At 61.3% G+C, this 16,903-nt stretch carries 14 protein-coding genes; 10 read left to right on the plus strand and 4 right to left on the minus strand.

From position 1 onward, the window contains the following. Position 1: 1 nt before the first annotated feature. From J2D77_RS17490 to J2D77_RS03790, 6 genes are all read left to right on the plus strand, one after another. Positions 2–892 (plus strand): MurR/RpiR family transcriptional regulator, encoded by an 891-nt coding sequence (locus J2D77_RS17490; RefSeq protein ID WP_207844910.1) that lies wholly within the window; start codon positions 2–4, stop codon positions 890–892. Next, on the plus strand, positions 889–2,217 hold the full coding sequence (locus J2D77_RS03770) for an aspartate aminotransferase family protein (protein WP_207844911.1): 1,329 nt from the start codon (positions 889–891) through the stop codon (positions 2,215–2,217). Before J2D77_RS17490 ends, J2D77_RS03770 begins: the two co-directional genes overlap by 4 nt. Before the next feature lie 72 nt (positions 2,218–2,289). After that, positions 2,290–3,033, plus strand: coding sequence for a glutamine ABC transporter substrate-binding protein GlnH (gene glnH, locus J2D77_RS03775; protein WP_207844912.1), 744 nt, complete (start codon positions 2,290–2,292; stop codon positions 3,031–3,033). Between the two features lie 38 nt (positions 3,034–3,071). Beyond that, positions 3,072–3,728: a glutamine ABC transporter permease GlnP gene (gene glnP / locus J2D77_RS03780; RefSeq protein WP_207844913.1), complete on the plus strand. Its 657-nt coding sequence runs from the start codon at positions 3,072–3,074 to the stop codon at positions 3,726–3,728. After that, positions 3,725–4,453, plus strand: coding sequence for a glutamine ABC transporter ATP-binding protein GlnQ (glnQ, locus tag J2D77_RS03785; protein ID WP_207844914.1), 729 nt, complete (start codon positions 3,725–3,727; stop codon positions 4,451–4,453). The genes glnP and glnQ overlap by 4 nt, the downstream gene beginning before the upstream one ends. Further along, positions 4,443–5,516: a C45 family autoproteolytic acyltransferase/hydolase gene (locus tag J2D77_RS03790; protein ID WP_207844915.1), complete on the plus strand. Its 1,074-nt coding sequence runs from the start codon at positions 4,443–4,445 to the stop codon at positions 5,514–5,516. Before glnQ ends, J2D77_RS03790 begins: the two co-directional genes overlap by 11 nt. A 34-nt stretch (positions 5,517–5,550) precedes the next feature. On the opposite strand, the gene pdxR is transcribed toward J2D77_RS03790, so the two are convergent. Next, positions 5,551–6,990, minus strand: a complete 1,440-nt coding sequence (gene pdxR / locus J2D77_RS03795) for a MocR-like pyridoxine biosynthesis transcription factor PdxR (RefSeq protein ID WP_207844916.1) — start codon at positions 6,988–6,990, stop codon at positions 5,551–5,553. A 76-nt stretch (positions 6,991–7,066) separates the two neighbouring features. Between pdxR and J2D77_RS03800 the strand changes: the two genes are divergently transcribed. After that, positions 7,067–7,789, plus strand: a complete 723-nt coding sequence (locus J2D77_RS03800; RefSeq protein WP_207844917.1) for a pyridoxamine 5'-phosphate oxidase family protein — start codon at positions 7,067–7,069, stop codon at positions 7,787–7,789. A 91-nt stretch (positions 7,790–7,880) separates the two neighbouring features. On the opposite strand, the gene J2D77_RS03805 is transcribed toward J2D77_RS03800, so the two are convergent. From J2D77_RS03805 to J2D77_RS03815, 3 genes are all read right to left on the minus strand, one after another. Beyond that, positions 7,881–9,539 (minus strand): phospholipase C, encoded by a 1,659-nt coding sequence (locus J2D77_RS03805; protein WP_207844918.1) that lies wholly within the window; start codon positions 9,537–9,539, stop codon positions 7,881–7,883. Between the two features lie 150 nt (positions 9,540–9,689). Then, the gene (locus J2D77_RS03810; RefSeq protein ID WP_230975429.1) at positions 9,690–11,015 is read right to left on the minus strand and encodes a cytochrome-c peroxidase; all 1,326 of its coding nucleotides are present in this window, start codon (positions 11,013–11,015) and stop codon (positions 9,690–9,692) included. Between the two features lie 355 nt (positions 11,016–11,370). Further along, positions 11,371–12,108: a DUF4405 domain-containing protein gene (locus tag J2D77_RS03815; RefSeq protein ID WP_207844919.1), complete on the minus strand. Its 738-nt coding sequence runs from the start codon at positions 12,106–12,108 to the stop codon at positions 11,371–11,373. A gap of 654 nt (positions 12,109–12,762) precedes the next feature. Here J2D77_RS03815 and sodC point away from each other — a divergent pair. The 3 genes from sodC (at position 12,763) to J2D77_RS03830 (ending at position 16,896) form a co-directional block, all read left to right on the plus strand. Beyond that, positions 12,763–13,293 (plus strand): superoxide dismutase[Cu-Zn], encoded by a 531-nt coding sequence (gene sodC / locus J2D77_RS03820; protein ID WP_207844920.1) that lies wholly within the window; start codon positions 12,763–12,765, stop codon positions 13,291–13,293. Between the two features lie 415 nt (positions 13,294–13,708). Further along, positions 13,709–16,090, plus strand: coding sequence for a TonB-dependent receptor (locus tag J2D77_RS03825; RefSeq protein WP_207844921.1), 2,382 nt, complete (start codon positions 13,709–13,711; stop codon positions 16,088–16,090). Positions 16,091–16,098: 8 nt separating this feature from the next. Then, on the plus strand, positions 16,099–16,896 hold the full coding sequence (locus J2D77_RS03830) for a tetratricopeptide repeat protein (RefSeq protein WP_207844922.1): 798 nt from the start codon (positions 16,099–16,101) through the stop codon (positions 16,894–16,896). Positions 16,897–16,903: the final 7 nt, after the last annotated feature.

Here is a 16,903-nt window from a genome sequence, read left to right on the forward strand (position 1 = left end):
CGTGGACAAAGGCCCCCTGCACGACGCGCTTATCGCTGGTTTTGAAGCGCTTTCCCCCCAGCTTCAGGCTGCGGCGCGGTATGTTGTCGATAACCCGCGGGATGTCGCCTTGCTGTCCATGCGTGAACAGGCCCGGCGGGCGGAACTGCAACCCGCAACCATGACACGCCTGGCCAAGCATCTTGGCTATGACGGCTACGATGCGATCCGCACCTTGTACAAGGACGCCATGCGCGACAGGCTGGCAGGTTTTGCGGGCAAGGCGGGGGCACAGGCGCAGCACCAGAAGCTGCTGGGGGATGGCGCGCTGGCGGCGGAAATACTGGCCTCGATGCGTGAGCAGATCGCCCATCTGGCAGCCCCGCACGCCCTGCCCCGGCTTGCGGCGGCTGCAACACATCTGGCCCAGGCCCGCACTGTTTATTGCCTGGGGCTGCGGGCCAGCCACCCCGTGGCATGGCACCTGCATTACATCCTTTCGCTCAGCGGGGGCAAATCCGTTTTGCTCGACGGGATCGCGGGCACCGGGGCCGACCCGATCGCCCAGGCGGAAAAGGATGACGCGCTGCTGGTCGTCAGTATCATGCCCTATACGCGTACAAGCATAGAAATTGCCGAATATGCACGCAGCCAGGGCGTGCCCGTTATTGCCGTGACCGATAGCGAGGTCTCGCCCCTCGCCCTCATGGCGGATGCCTCCGTCCTGGTGCAGACGGACAGCCCCTCCTTCTTTCACAGCCTGGTGCCTGCCTTTGCCGTGGCGGAGGTGCTGGGCGCGCTGATTGCGGGCCATGGGGGTGAACGCACGCTGGCGGCCCTAAAACGCTCCGACGCATGGCTTGACGCCGTTCAGGCCCATCTTCCCGCCTCTACTGTCAGGACAGGCTCATGACACATCTGCTGCATCGTTCCATTCATGGCCGATTGCCCGTTGCCGTGGGTGGCAAGGGCATTCATCTGTTCGATGCGGATGGCAAATCCTATATCGATGCATCGGGCGGGGCGGCGGTCTCCTGTCTGGGTCATAACCACCCCGAGGTCCAGGCCGCGCTGCATGCCCAGCTTGACCGGCTGGCCTATGCGCATACCAGCTTTTTCACCACCCAGGTGGCGGAGGAACTGGCGGACCGGTTGATTGCCGATGCGCCAGCAGCGCTGGAACACGTCTACCTTGTCAGCGGCGGGTCTGAAGCGGTGGAGGCGGCGCTGAAGATGGCGCGGCAGTATTTTGTCGAAAAAGGCGAACCCCAGCGCCGCCATATCATCGCACGCAGGCAGAGCTACCACGGCAACACGCTGGGCGTACTTGCAACGGGCGGCAATGAATGGCGGCGTGCGCGGTTCCTGCCCCTGCTGATCGAAACCCATCATATCGCACCGTGCTTCGCTTATCGCGGCCAGCGTGAGGGCGAAAGCGATGGTGATTATGCCCGGCGGGCCGCAGGAGAACTGGAAGCGAAAATTCTAGAACTCGGCGCGGATCAGGTCATGGCCTTCGTGGCGGAAACCGTGGTGGGGGCCACAGCGGGCGCAGTGCCGCCGGTTGCGGATTACTTCAGGCATATTCGCCGCATTTGCGATAAATACGGTGTTTTGCTGATCCTGGATGAAGTCATGTGCGGCATGGGCCGGACCGGCACGCTGCATGCCTGCGAACAGGATGGCATCGCCCCCGATCTCATGACCATCGCCAAGGGGCTGGGGGGTGGCTACCAGCCCGTGGGGGCCGTGCTGCTGTCGGGGCGTATTTTCGAGGCCTTCGCCCAGGGTTCGGGGTATTTCCAGCACGGCCATACCTATGCCGGGCACCCGATGGCGGCCGCCGCAAGCCTTGCGGTGCAGACCATTCTCAAACGTGACGGGCTTTTGGACAATGTCCGGACCATGGGGGATGCGCTGCATGCCGGTCTGGTCCAGCGTTTTGCCGATCACCCGCATGTTGGCGATATTCGTGGGCGCGGGCTGTTCCGCGCGGTGGAACTGGTGCAGGACCGCAGCAGCAAGACCCCGTTCGATGCAGGGTTGAAACTGCACGCCCGCATCAAGAAGGAAGCCATGGCCCGCGGCCTGATGGTCTACCCCATGGGTGGGACGATCGACGGGCAGAACGGCGATCATGTCCTGATAGCCCCACCTTTCATTGTCGCGCAGACCGATATCGCAGCGATTGTCGAACGCCTGGGCGATGCGGTGGATGCGGCCCTGGTCTCGTTCTGATCGTGGCAGGCGGGTTTGTCGGTCTGGCCTGCTTGGGGTGATACACGTTTTCAGGCGTAAAGGATTTTTTTCATGACAATGCGTATTCCCCGCTGGCTTTTTGGGCTTTTCGCCCTTGTGCTGTCGGCCTGCCCGGCTTTTGCCGCCGATCTTGTGGTTGCGACCGATACGGCGTTCATGCCGTTCGAATTCAAGCAGGGCGGCAAGTATGTCGGCTTCGATATCGACCTGTGGGATGCCATCGCCAAGGATATCGGCGTGACCTATACCCTCCAGCCCATGGATTTCAGCGGTATTATTCCCGCCTTGCAGACCGGCCAGGTTGATGTGGCCATTTCAGGCATGACCATCAAGGAAATACGCCGCAAGGTCATCGATTTTTCGGACAGCTATTACGATAGCGGCGTCCTGCTGATGGTACCTGTGGACAGCGCGATTACCGGCCCGCAGGATCTCAAGGGCAAGATCCTGGCGCTCAAGACCGGCACGGCATCGGCCGATTACGCCAAGGAGCATTTCAAGGATACGGAATTTCGGCTGTTTCCGAATTTCGACAATGCTTATCTGGAACTGATGACCGGCCGTGTCGATGCCGCCATGCACGATAGCCCCAATGTCCTGTACTACATCAACACGATCGGACGCGGGAAGGTCAAGACCGTGGGCGAACAGATGATGGGGCAGCAATATGGTTTCGGCTTTCCCAAGGGCAGCCCGCTGGTGGCCAGGGTCAATGCGTCACTCGCCAGGCTTCGCAAAGATGGCACATATGTCGCCATTTATAAAAAATGGTTCGGTGTTGAACCCAAGCCCTGAACTTTCAACCTGGCCCATGCACCAAGGGGAGTAAGCCTATGGATTTCGACTGGTCGGTGGTGGTCGATGCGCTGCCAGCCCTTCTGGGTGGGGCAAAGCTGACCGTTCTTATCGCAGCCGCAGGGCTTGTGGGCGGCACGCTTGTCGGCACTGTTGCCGGTTTCGCCCGCGCCTTTGGCAACAGGCTGCTCAATGCGCTGGCCCTGGTTTATGTCGAACTCATACGTGGCACCCCCATTGTGGTGCAGGTCATGTTCATCTATTTCGCCCTGCCCATGCTGGCCCATATCCGCATTACCCCGCTCAGTGCCGCCATTGCGACGATCGTCATCAATGCCGGGGCCTATATTGCCGAAATCGTGCGCGGCGCCCTTCTGTCCGTCAACAAGGGGTTGAAGGAGGCCGGGCTGGCCCTGGGGTTGCCGACCTGGAAAGTGCTGGTCTTTGTCATCGGCCCCATTGCCCTGCGCCGGATGATACCGCCTTTGGGCAATCAGTTCATTATCAGCCTCAAGGATACGTCGCTTTTCATCGTGATCGGTGTGGGTGAGTTGACGCGTGAGGGGCAGGAAATCATGGCCTCGAATTTTCGCGCGGTCGAAATCTGGACGGCGGTGGCGATCCTGTACCTCATCATGACCAGTGCGCTGACCCTTGCTCTGCGCTTTACGGAAAAGAGGATGCGCATTCTATGAGCATTGTCGAATTCAGGAATGTAACCAAGACCTTCGGCCCGGTGACGGTCCTGCGGGACGTGGACCTGAGCATACAGCGTGGTGAGGTCGTGGTGCTGATCGGCCCTTCGGGCTCAGGCAAGTCCACCCTGTTGCGCTGTATCAACGCGCTGGAGACCATCGATGGCGGAGACCTTGTGGTGGATGGTATCAGCGTGCGCGAAAAGCGCACGCGCATACGCCACCTGCGGCAGGAAGCGGGTATGGTGTTCCAGCAGTTCAACCTGTTCCCGCAACTGACCGCACTTGAGAACGTGGCGTTCGGCCCACGGCATGTGCGCGGCACCCACCGGGCCGAGGCCCTGGTGCAGGCCGAGGTTCTGCTGGCCAAGGTGGGGCTGGGCGAACGTGGCCACCATTATCCCGCCGAACTGTCGGGCGGTCAGCAACAGCGCGTGGCCATTGCACGGGCCCTTGCCGTCAAACCCAAGCTGATGCTGTTCGATGAACCGACATCCGCACTGGACCCCGAACTGCGCCAGGAGGTGCTGCGGGTCATGCAGTCCCTGGCCGAGGAAGGCATGACCATGATCGTCGTAACCCATGAAATCGGCTTTGCCCGCAAGGTCGGCACGCGGCTTATTTTCATGGAAGGCGGGAAGATCACGGTCGATGGCGACCCGGCAGCCCTGCTCGACAACCCCGAAAACCCTCGTCTGCGTGAGTTCCTGCATCATGTACACTGAGCCCCCTCACCGTCTTGCCAAACTGGACATAAGCGGCACCCCGTATGAAATCGGGCTGGCCCTGGGGCGGCATGGTGCTGCGACGGCGCACGGGCATCTTGTGCGCACCCATGCCTGGGCGGCGGTGACCAGTTTTTGCGACCAGCCCTACGTGCATGCGGCCCGCGCGCTGACACAGGCCCGTTTTCCCCATTTCTACGAGGAACTGCACGGTCTGGCGGATGGCCTGGACCTGCCGTTCGATGCCGTATTCGCCTGGAACTGCCGGGGCGATATCCGGGCGATGAACCCCGATGGCTGCACGACCGTGCAGTTCCCTGGCCCACCCCAGCTTGTGGCCCATAACGAAGATGGCGACCCCGGCCTGCGACCGGGCTGTGCGCTGGCGACGATCCGCCCCACGCAGGGGCGTGCCTTTACGGCCTTTGTCTACCCTGCGTCCATCCCCGGTCATGCGTTTTCACTCAATGATGCGGGGCTGGTGATGACCGTGAACAACATTCGCTCACTCGCAGGGGGTGAAGGGCTGCCCCGCATGGTGTTGACAAGGGCCTTGCTGGATTGCGGTTCGATCAGCGAGGGGGTGGAACTGCTGCGCGCCCTCCCGCGTTCGGGTGGCTATCATCTGACCCTGGCCCGGCCGGGGGAGGCTCATATTTTCAGCATCGAAATCACGCATGGCAGGCTTTCGGCCCTGCCGGTGGTGCGCCCCGGTGCGCATGCGAACCATCTTGTGCATGACGCCATGCGCAGTGCAGCGCAGAAAATCACCCCATCTTCACATGCGCGGCAGGAGCGTGCGGATGCTTTGCTGGCAGCCTGCACGTACTACGATGCGAACGGCGCCCTGGCGATCCTGCGCGACACGCATGACAAGGTGTTGCCTATCTTCAGAACCCAGCCCGACGATCCGGATAACGAAAATACGCTGGCCAGTGCCGTCTTCACACTCGGGGCGGAACGGGTGGACTGTGCGGTCTACGATAATTCCAGCGCCACGCCGCGTTTTCACCTCACGTGGAAGGCGGGGGATTTTTCGCAGTCCTCTCCCCATGATGCCTGAAAACCCTTTCGGCAACGCGGGACAGATGCTCCCGTTACCCCCTGTCGTTACAATAGTTGCGGGCGGCCTGACCCAGTGCGCCCGCGGCGGAGGTCAGGTCGTGCAGGTCATGTCCGCTGAATCCAAGGATGAAACCCTGGCTTGGCGCGTGTTCGGCATAGGTTTCGGCCAGCAGTCGGGCCTCGACCCCCGCGCGCTTCCGGATATGGGTTGCGGCATCATCCGGTAAGCCGGGTGGCAGGCGCGCCAGCAGGTGCAGCCCCTGCTCGGGCGTAACCACGTCGAGCGCGCCGGCGGCCGAGGCACGCAGCGTGGCAACGACGGTATCGCGTGCAATGCGGTACCGGCGCCGCATACGGCGGATATGCTCGGCCACGAAGCCGTCTTCCATCAGTTCCGCCACGGCCCCCGCCATATGGCCGGGTGGAAAGCGGTCATGCCCGGCCCGCGCCGCTACAATGGCTTCAACCGTATCGGGCGAGACAACCATGTAGGCCAGGCGCAGGCCGGGGGCCAGGATTTTTGAAAACGTGCCCAGATAGATAACCCGGTCACCCCCGCCAATACCGGCCAGTGCCGTCAGGGGTGGGCCCGCATAGCGGAATTCGCTGTCGTAATCGTCTTCCAAAATCCAGGCATTGGATGCGCGTGCCCAGGCGACAAGGGCTGCGCGCCGGTTCATGGACATGGTAACGCCGCTGGGGAACTGGTGCGAGGGCGTGACATAGACAGCCCTGGCCCCTGCCGCCCGCGCAGCACCCTGGCTGACATCCAGCCCTTCGGCATCCACCGGCACGGGGCATACGTTCAGGCCCGAAGCAGCCAGGGTCGCGCGGGCCGCGGGGTAGCCGGGGTCTTCCACCCAGACCGTATCGCCCGGGTGCAAAAGGGCCTGCGCGCAAAGCCGCAACCCCTGCTGCGTGCCGTTGATGATAACCACACACGCCGGATCGCAGATAACACCGCGATTGGCCGCAAGATAACGGGCGACCTGTTCGCGCAGCAGGGGGTGGCCGCGCGGGTCGCCAAAGCTGAATTCGAGGTCATTACCCTTCATGATCCGGCGGCGCATGGCCGTGGCCAGCCTGCCCAGCAGGCGCGGGTCCGCATAGGTCTTGCCCAGGGCGAACACGCGGCCCGGCAGGGGTTTTATGGTGGTCGAAAGCGCTTTTGTCGTGGATTTATGGCGGGCGGTGGCGGGCAGCGCGGCAACGAAGGTGCCCGAGCCCGTGCGGGCTTCGGCCAGGCCATCGCTTTGCAGATGCTCATAGGCGATGACCACGGCATTGCGCTTGACATGCAACTGCTGGGCCAGGGCGCGGGTGGATGGCAAGCGCAGCCCCGCAGCCAGTCGCCCATCCAGAATGGCGGCGCGCAAACCCGCATGAACCTGAAGCGCCTGCCCCCCTGCCGCGCGGTCCAGTGGCAGGGGAATATCAAGCACGGCACCGGGACGCTTTAAAGTGGTTGGCATTCTTTGCCCATAATTGGCACTCGTTCCGACCACTTTATCCGTGCTTGTGATGGGGCACAACGCCGGAGAGATCGAAATGACAAGCGACAATGCGACAGCCTACCCCGTGGATACCGTCAACCGCGTCAAGCGGCTTCACCAACGCGGTGCCTATGATCATGCGACCATTCATGCGCTGCTCGATGGCGGCATGCTGTGCCACGTCTCCTACGTGATCGAGGGGCAACCCTATTGCACGCCGACACTCTACTGGCGCGAGGGTACGCGCCTGTACTGGCACGGCAGCAGTGCAAGCCGCATGCTGCGCAACCTCTCGAACGGGGAACCCGCCTGCCTTGCCGTCACGCAACTGGACAGCCTTGTGCTGGCGCGCTGCGGGTTCAACCATTCGGTGGATTTTCGGTCGGTCATGGTGTTCGGCCAGGCAAGGCTGGTCACCGATCCGGCCGAAAAGGAACGCGCCCTGGTCATGATGGTGGACCGCCTGTTCCCCCACAGGACGGCGCTGTTGCGGCAGAGTTCGGCCCAGGAGATCAAGGCCACGGCGGTGATCGCCATGGATATCGAACGGGCCTCCGCCAAGGTCCGTACAAAGGGCATTGGCGATAATGAGGAGGATTACAGCCTGCCGATCTATGCCGAGCGCATTCCGGTGCGAACGGTCCTGGGCAAGCCCGAGCCCTGCCCGCGCCTGTTGCCCGGGGTCGAACGCCCGCACACGCTCGATCCCTATCGCGAAGGCCGCGAGCTTGAAGCCGCACTGGCTGAAGCCTACGCGGCCAGCTACGCGACTTTGTAAACCGCGGCTGGCCCGATCGCGGCCCAACCCGGTGGGGGAGACCGGGCGGGCACGCCGCGCGCGGATAGGCTTTACACGGCTTTTGCGGGCTCTACAGCGCCAGCTTTTTGCGCGATGTCGGGTCGGCCTTGTCGGGGGTCAGGAACAGGGGAGCCAAGTCAGGCCGGGTGCGGAAATTGAAAAGCTCGTCCAGCGGGGTCGCTGTTTCATCGAACGAGCCCTTGCCCAGCCGCTGGCCGTTCAGCCAGTTATCCTCGATAAAGCGCGTAATCGAACTTTGGGTGATCAGCGTATGGCCGATATAATTGCGCCGCGCCCAGGGGGACAGCACAAGCAGGGGCACGCGCGTGCCCGGGCCGCAGCGGCCATTGACCGGTTTGCCCGTAACACCCAGCGGTGCGGGGGCGGTGCCACAGCGGCCCGGCCCATCAAGCTGGTCAGCCTCCGGATCGAAGGAGCCATGCGCGGGGGCGACGAATGCGTGGTCGTACCAGCCATCGGAATCGTCATAGGTGATGATAATGGCGGTTTCTTTCCATTCCGGCCTGCTCTGGATGAAATTGACCAGCCCGACAATGCCTGCCTGTTCATCCAGCGGGTTCGAATAGCCTGCGTGCCCGTCCTGGAAGGCAGGCAGTTTCAGGAACGAGACCGCTGGCATGTTGCCCGCCCGAACGGCCGTCAGAAAATCTTTCAGGTCATATTCATGGTTTGCGGGATCGCGGGATTTGCCGTCACTTTCAAGGCTATGCCCGATGGCAGCCGTTGAAGACGGGCGCGCATGGGTGGGGTTGGCCGTGCTGGGAAAATACTGGAACCAGTTATGGTGGGGAATGTAATCGACCACGCTTTGCGAGACAGTGGGCGAGAATGTGCTTCTGCCACACCCCGTGGTGGCGTTGGTGTTCCGAACGGAAAGGTCGAACCCGCCCATGAAGCCGCCCCAGGTGATATGGGCCGCGTTGAGAAGATCGCCGATATTCTGCCCTGCCATCCACACCTGATCCGACGGGGTCGAGCACACGTCATCCGCCGGGTCGATGTCGTTGATCATGGTAAAACCACCCTGCCCGTCGCTGATGAACGGCGATGTCACCTCTCTGGTAGCAAGGTGCTGCGTGGTTTTCTTGATCATCATCCCGTTGGTCTGGCCGGAAACCACTTCCAGCGCACCGGGGGTGGAGGGGCCGTACGTATCGGTATAAAAAGCATCGCTCATGGCGTAACGCTGGGCGTAGCGCCAGAATGCCGTGACCGTGTTGCCGTCGAAATACCCCATGACCTGCCCCCTTGTATGAAAGGCGCCAACGCCACCGGGTGATGCGGTGCCGGTATAGCGGGGGAACAGGTCGGCCCGGCCATGGTCATAAGCCATCTGCTCGGCCGTGTAGTCGTGGTTCTGGTCCGATGTCGCGGCCTGGCTGCGGTCCAGCCTGAAAGGGGCTGCGGCGTCGGCCCCGTTGGCCGGGCTGTTATTGGCGTTATTTTCCAGCAGCCCGGCGGCTATAAGCGTATCCGCCCCCGGCGTGCCCCGCTGGGCGACAAAGGCGGGTTCGCCGGCAGGGTTGGTGGCGTTGGGATATGTCGCGAAATAATGATCGAAGGAGACATTTTCCTGATAGATGACAACCAGATGGCGGATGGGCGTGGCCGTAACCTTTTTGGGGTGCGGGGCCGGTGCCGCCAGGGCGGTGGAGCACAGGGAAAGCACGCATGCCATCGCAGCTAGGTGAGTGACGGGTTTTGGCATACTGAATGGCTTTCCCCAGTGGTGATGACGCAGAAAGAAAGTATTTATATTTTAAAAACAAAGAGTTACGGAGTTTTTCCTCAAGACTGGCAAAGCCATTCCGCAGCTCTGTTTTCCATACCAAGATATGCGGCGCGTTCCGTAATCTGTCTAGTGCTGGCGTCTGTCAGCAAGCGTTTTTAAAAAAGCTATAATATCATCGCGTTCCTGTTCACTGAAGGCCGGGGCCATCCCTTCCGCCTGGCCAAAGGGCTTGTCCTGCGTGTCGATATTGGGGTGGAAGCGTTCCGGGAGGTCATTGTATTTCAAGACCTGGCCGGCCCTGTTGCGTGGATAGAAGGCCTGCGGCATCGGGTCGCGCAGCCGATAGAAATCAACGGCCTGTGTCAGGCTTGTCAGGGCGGCGTTATGAAAGAAAACCTGTCGCCGGGAAACATTGCGCAGGCTGGGGGTGCGGAACATGCCGCAATAGCCGGCAGCTTTGGCAATAAGCCGCCCGCTGTCGCACAGCCCAAGGTCAGGCGTGGGGCGGGGCGTATGGGCGTTGGCGGGAACGCCAAGCGCTTCGAACTGGTAATCCGTCAAAAGGGGGGGCACGCGGTCCGGCCCCACCAGATCGACATGGCAGGCCGCGCAATTTGCCCGGTCCGGGTCATTGAACGCCAGGTAGCCGCGCCGTTCCTGCGGGGTGAAGGCTGCTTTTCCCTCCAGCCAGAGATCGAACTTGCTGGAATAGGGGTGAAAGCGCTGTTCTTCCATCTGGTAGCGTGCCAGCGCAAAAAGCGCTTCGGACAGCAGGAGGTCCGGCTTGTTCGCGGCATTGGGGCCGATCAGCGCGAGAAGTGCGGCTGTATAGGATGCATGCTGCAAATGGTGGATGACGGCTGCTTTGTCGGCTGCCATTTCATCGGGGTTGAAAAGCGGGCCATTGGCCTGCTCCTCCAGCGTGTCGGCCCGGCCGTCCCAGAACAATCCGCCTTGCGGGACAAGATTTGCGGCTGAATCCTGGGTGTTGCGCGCAGTCTTGGCGGGTGGTGGGGCGGTTGAAGGCGTGGGTGATGTGCCCGCAGGCGGCGACTGGCTTGGGGTGGGAAGCGGCGCAGCGGGTGGCGTGCCTGTTCCTTCGCTTTCGGCGTTATCGGGCCCGATGCTGAACGGGGGCTGGCGTTCAAGATACATGAGGGAGGGCACGTTCCTGCTGCCCTGGCGCTCCAGCCTGCGCCCGCCCGGCATGAACCCGGTCGTGCCCGCAGGCGCGTAGTCATTCTGCGGCACATGGCACGACGCGCAGGAGAGATGCCCGCTCCCCGAAAGAGCCTGATCGAAGAAAATGTCCCGCCCGACCTGCGCCATGGCTGAAAGAGGCCGCGCTACCGGGCGGACAAGCTGGACCGGGCATGGGTTACGCCCGTCAGGAAGGGGCGCGCAGCCTTGCGCATGGGCGCTGCCATCCATCGCCAGCCAGGAAAGGGCCAACAGGCCGTGACAGGCGATATGAAAGCCCGCCTTGAACAGGGCACCGGGGATGGGAAACGGCTTTTTCGCCCACCTGTTTCGTGCCCACAGATGCAGAGGCCCAAAGCCGAAAGTCGGCCCCCGAAAAGAATGGCTCGGCGGCCGGGAATGTCCCGTCCAATGCCTGGGCACTACGCTCATGCCTGCCTTTTAACGCCTTGCCAACGACCATGTCACCAGGAAAGAGGCCGTGGGCTTTGCTTTAACGCCGGGGATGGGCCGCGCCTTACAATGTGGGCGCGTACCCATCCCTCTACCCGCCTGGGGCTGCGTTCATGACTAGGCATGCTCGCTTGAGACGGGTTTGGGCCTTGCCTTAATTCTCGGCAGGTCTGTCGTCCCGGTGATGGTCACCCCTGTGTTCGCCGTTCATGGGGTCACCGGACTGATCGTCGGCATGGCTGCCCCCTTGATCGCCTGCGTGATCCCCCGCCTGGCCGTTCGCTTGCCCGTCGGCCTGTCTGGCTGACTGGCCCCTGCCCTGCCTTCCGCCGTGCATCTGCATGATGGCGGCCAGTGCCTCGTTCGTGGTGCGGCTATTGGCCTGGGATATTTCATCCAGGGACTGGTTTTCGCCCTCTACGGTGAAATGCTCCGCGCGGAGCCGGTGTGTCAGTTCCGGCACATCCATCCCCAGGACCGGTGCGAGTTGGGAGATCGGGGCCTTCGTCGCCAGGGACGCCAGACGGAAGGCGACCTGCCTGTTGCCCACCTGCGGGCTGGCGGGCGCGAATACGAAATACGCGGCCGCAAGAACCGAAAGCAGAAGCGGCACGTAAAGCGTGCCACGGCGTGCATAGCCGACCAGCCCGTTCCAGTTACGCACCATGTGCAGTATAAACGGCACCAGCAGCACCATGCTGAGCCATTCATGCATGGGGTGAAACGATCCCGGACCCCAATGGAAGAACAGGGCTATGCCGGTTACGGCGGAAATGACGAAAAAGCCCGTTGTCAGCGGTGTGCCGTAACGGTTCATAAAGACATTCAGCGGGTTCTGCGTCCTGGTCCGGGCAGCGGTGCCAGCGGGGTTCGTGGAAGGATCGGCAGGCATTAAAAAAGACCTCCTAGAGCAAAAAAATGCAGGCACGGTGCTGCGGTTCAAGCAAATGCGGGATTATAAAACCGGCATCGGGTCATGAGACATGCCCCCTGCCACGCTGGTCCGATCTCCCTCGGCAAGGGCGGGACGTGCCATGTTGAAGCAGCCCGGGCCATGGCTGGAACAGAGCCCGCGCCGGGAGCAGGAGATAAGCCGGGATGTTTCATCCATCAGTCTCCAGATTGAAAATTCCTATACCGCCGAGGAGAGAGACTGACTTTCAGCACGAATGAGAAAGATTCTCATTAACATAATCCTCGAAAATTCGACATCGCCGTCAAACTGTGTCTTTGCAGATACAGATCAGGGTCGTGTGGGGCCTGAAAATGTCCAATTTATTGATATAACTTATTGTTTTTCATATATTCTTTTATATGCAAGTGATTCTCGGTCGCGAATAGCCCGATCTTTTTGCCATTCACGGCGGGGGGTGGCAAGAGCGGGTCATAGCGCAGCGTGGTACGGAAAATTGCAAAGCATACGAATGCGCCGACAGGCGTTAACAGCCATGCAAAAAGGCCCAAGGCGCTCTTGTTGCGATGAGGCGTGAATTGCGGCAGCCTGCTTGCGGGATGTTATAACCCCTTTTTGATAAAGGAAGACCAGATGTTTACACGACGTAACGGCTCCATAGTCGCCCTGGCCTGCGGGCTTGCCCTGCTTCCTTCTCTTGGTCTTGCCGCTGATACGGCGACAGCAAGCCTGACAGGTGCGGATGGTAAAGACCTTGGCACGGTTCATGTTACCGATGCGCCCAAGGGGGTTTTGCTCCATATCGAGGCAAAAGGACTGACCCCGGGTTGGCACGGCATGCATTTTCATGAAAAAGGCGTGTGCGAGGCACCAAAATTCACCAGCGCCGGTGCGCATGTCCATACGACCAAACCTGTGGTGCATGGGCTGCTGAACGCGAACGCGAATGATGAAGGCGACCTGCCCAATCTCTTTGTCGCAGCCGATGGTTCCGCTACGGTGGAAGTGTATTCCACCCTGGTCTCGCTCAAGGGGGAAGGCAGCCGCCCTGCCCTGCTTGATGCCGATGGCGCGGCCCTTGTCATTCATGCCAAGCCCGATGATTACCAAAGCCAGCCGATTGGCGGTTCGGGGGACCGTATCGCCTGCGGCGTCATTCATTAAGCCCAGAGCCCGATACCAGGCCCTGATGCCAGGCCATGTTCGCGGCGCGTAAAGGCTGGTTATGCGCCAGGCGACATGGCCAAGGCCTGTTCGGGCCAACCCCCGATATGGCCCTGCCGTCCATAGCCACGCGCGGATGGATGTTTTTGCAATTGGTGCCATAAAACCCCTGGCACCTTGACCGGGCCGCCGATACGCCCTGCCTCACCCGTTCACTATATTGCGAGCAGTGTCGCGCGATCAGCGCCCCATTTCCCTGAAATCTGGCCGGTGCGGTCACAGTGCCTGTGATGGAAATGCCACAGTCATATAAGCCATGACCAGCACGCATGGGTGGCGAAGTTGCAAATCATTATCAGATACAGTTATTTGCAACTGCGAATCAGAGGCATTATTCGGAAGGCACCGAGCAGTCATGGCAACATCCCCTATCCGGCGGTATATCAATTCCGCACCCCTGGCCGTTGGCCTGGCAGTCGGGTATGGCACTCTCCCCTTCATGACCGACGCGGCACGCGCTGCGGATACAACCACGGATACCACGCCTGCAGCGCCCGCCACCACGCAGGACGTCCAGTCTTCCGGGCAGACGGCAAAGCTTGCGAATAGTGGTGGCAAGGGCCCGACCACCCATAAGCAGGCTGACGGCACGGAATCAGAGGAATGGCTGGTCACTGCCTCCCCCATGAATACGCTGCATACTCCCATGGGTATCAGCCGCCTGCCGCAGGATGTCCTGCATACGCCGCAGACCATCGACATCGTCCCGCAGATGCTGATGCAGCAGCAGAACGTGAAGTCGCTTGACGAGGCGCTGAAAAACGTGCCCGGCATTACCGCGTCCGTGGGTGAGGGCGAAGGCGGCATGGCGGGCGACCAGTTCCTGATCCGCGGTTTCCAGGCCCAGAACGACATTTACGAAAACGGCCTGCGCGATTTCGGTGTCTATACGCGTGACAGCTTCAACTACGACAATGTCGCGGTCATCAAGGGGCCCAGCTCGCAGCTATTCGGTAACGGCACGACGGGTGGGGCGATCAACATCACCACCAAGACCGCGACCACAAAGGACCATGTCAATGCCACGTTCTCGGGCGGCAGCGGTGCTTATTACCGTGGCACGCTCGACGTCAACCACATGATAACCGATAGTATCGGCCTGCGTTTTTCCGCCATGGGCAATGAAAACAACACCGTGGGCCGAAACGATCTTTTCTCGCATCGGTGGGGTATTGCCCCGTCCATCACCTTCGGGGTGGGCAAGAAAGTTTCCTATACGATCGACTATTTCCATCAGACCGATAATCGCATACCCGATTATGGCGTGCCGACCACGTCTTTTACGAACCGCATCAACAAGCCGGTGACCGAATACGGCGTTTCCCGCACCAACTGGTACGGCACGACCTATGACCAGGACAACAGCAGCACCGACATGCTGACAGGCCGCCTGAAATGGGACGTCAACCAGTATGTCTCGGTTTATAACGACACGCGTTTTGGTATCTACCACCGCTATTTCTCAGCCTCGCAGGAAGCGTGCGACCTGACATGCTCCAACTACCTGTTTTCCAGCACACCGCAGCTTGCCACCATCAGCCGTAACGGCGGCCTTGGCGGGCCCAATCCCTATCGCCAGAACGACTGGTCGGCACAGAACGTGGCCTCCGCCGTTGCCAATTTCTCAACGGGGAGTGTGCGGCACCAGATCGTGGGTGGTGTGGATGTCGAACATGTCTATGACCGGCGGCAGAATTACGCCTATGCCACCACACGACCCGGAACCAGCCTGCTTGATCCGTCATCGGCCGTGCCGGGCCTTGTGCTGGGTGGGGCGGGTCAATACCCGGGGAACCTGACCAACATGCCCGGCGGCGTCGGCCGCAAGGAGTGGAAGACGGGTGACGCCACGGATGTCGGGGCGTTCCTGTCCGAACAGGCGTGGCTGGTGCCGTGGTTCTCGGTCCGGGCGGGTTTCCGCTGGGATCACTGGAACAGCCATTACAGTGCCACGGGCGGTTCCACAGCCACGGCCGATACCTATCTGGGGCAGAAGCAGGACACGTTCAACCCGAATGTCAGCCTGATGTATACGCCCAACAGTCATTCCATGATCTATTTCAACTGGGCGCAATCGACGACCCCGCTGGGCCTGTACGTGACCAACAGTTCCGAGCCGCTCAAATCCACCACGGAAGGCTTCAAGCCCGAGCGGAGCAACCTATATGAAATCGGTGCGAAATATTCCGCTTTCCACGATCGTATGGGCTTTACCGCCTCCGTGTTCCGGCTGGAGAAAGGCAATTCCATCCAGACCGACAGCAATGGGGATATCTCGGCTTCCAGCGACAGCCAGCGCAACCAGGGCGTGGAACTGAGCGCCTCCGGCCGGATCCTCAAGAACTGGAACATCATTGCCACCTATGCCCGTTACGACAGCAAGACCACCTCGTCCGCCACGGCGGCGGATCGTGGCAAGCAGGTGCAGTTCGTGCCGCGCAACCAGGCGACGGTCTGGTCCACGTATGAAATCGCACCCCAGACGCCTTACAACGTCATGTTCGGTGGCGGCCTGACCTGGCGCGAGGGTGTTTACCTGGATGCCGCGAACACCGCGCGCGTGCCTGCCAATGTCGAGTTCGATGCCGTGATCTCGCATCACTTCGACAACCACTGGAAGGTGACGATGAACGGCTACAACCTGGATAATCGTCTCAATTACGGCAGCCTGTTCTCCAATCGTGTCACGCCGTCCATCGGTCGGGCGTTCCTGTTCAACCTGGCGGCGGACTACTGATCGGTACCATGTCCCGCACCCTGTTTGGCAAGCTTCTGCGCCGGGGGCCCAGGCCGCGCCCCCGCACGGTCCGCCCTGCCCTGCCTGATGATATTCAGGCCATTCGGCAGCGGGCCTTGCTGGGGCATCATCTCGAACAGGTGCTGTGGGGCAAGGTATTGCTCAACAGCCAGTTCATGCCCCCCGACCCCAAGGCGGCACTGGTATGGTTCCGCATGGCGGCGGATGCGGGGTATGGGCCGGCGCACAACATGCTGGGGCGTTGCAGCCATTTTGGCTGGGGCTGCCCGCGCAGCCTGGAAGACGCCGGGCAGCACTATGCCCGGGCCGCCCAACTGGGTGACAACTGGGGCCGTTATAATCTGGCCATCCTGACCATGCGCGGGCTTGGCCGCCCGCAGGACCTGCCCACGGCCTTTGCGCTTTTTCGCACCGGGGCGGAGGCAGGCCATGCAAAATCCATGAACATCATGGCCCGGTTTTACGAAGAAGGCTGGGTGGTGAATCAGGACCGGGCCATGGCCCGGCAATGGTATCATCGTTCAGCACAAGAGGGCGATTACCGGGGCCAGCACAACTACGCCACCTTGCTGGCCGAAGCGGGGGATGTGCAACAGGCCCTGCACTGGTGGGAGCAGGCCCTGCCCGATGCCACCCCCGATGTGCTGCTGGCGGTGGAGCGTATTCTCCCCCAACTGGGCAAGGCCGTCCCGGCGGATTTCGCAACAAAAGTCGCCACCCGTCTGGAACAGGCATTGCGCGAACGCGAGACCGCCCGGCAAAACGATGATTCCTGCGAGCCCTGAGCCCCAA

Source organism: Acetobacter garciniae (genome assembly GCF_017377735.1).
In the GTDB taxonomy this organism is placed as follows: domain Bacteria; phylum Pseudomonadota; class Alphaproteobacteria; order Acetobacterales; family Acetobacteraceae; genus Acetobacter; species Acetobacter garciniae.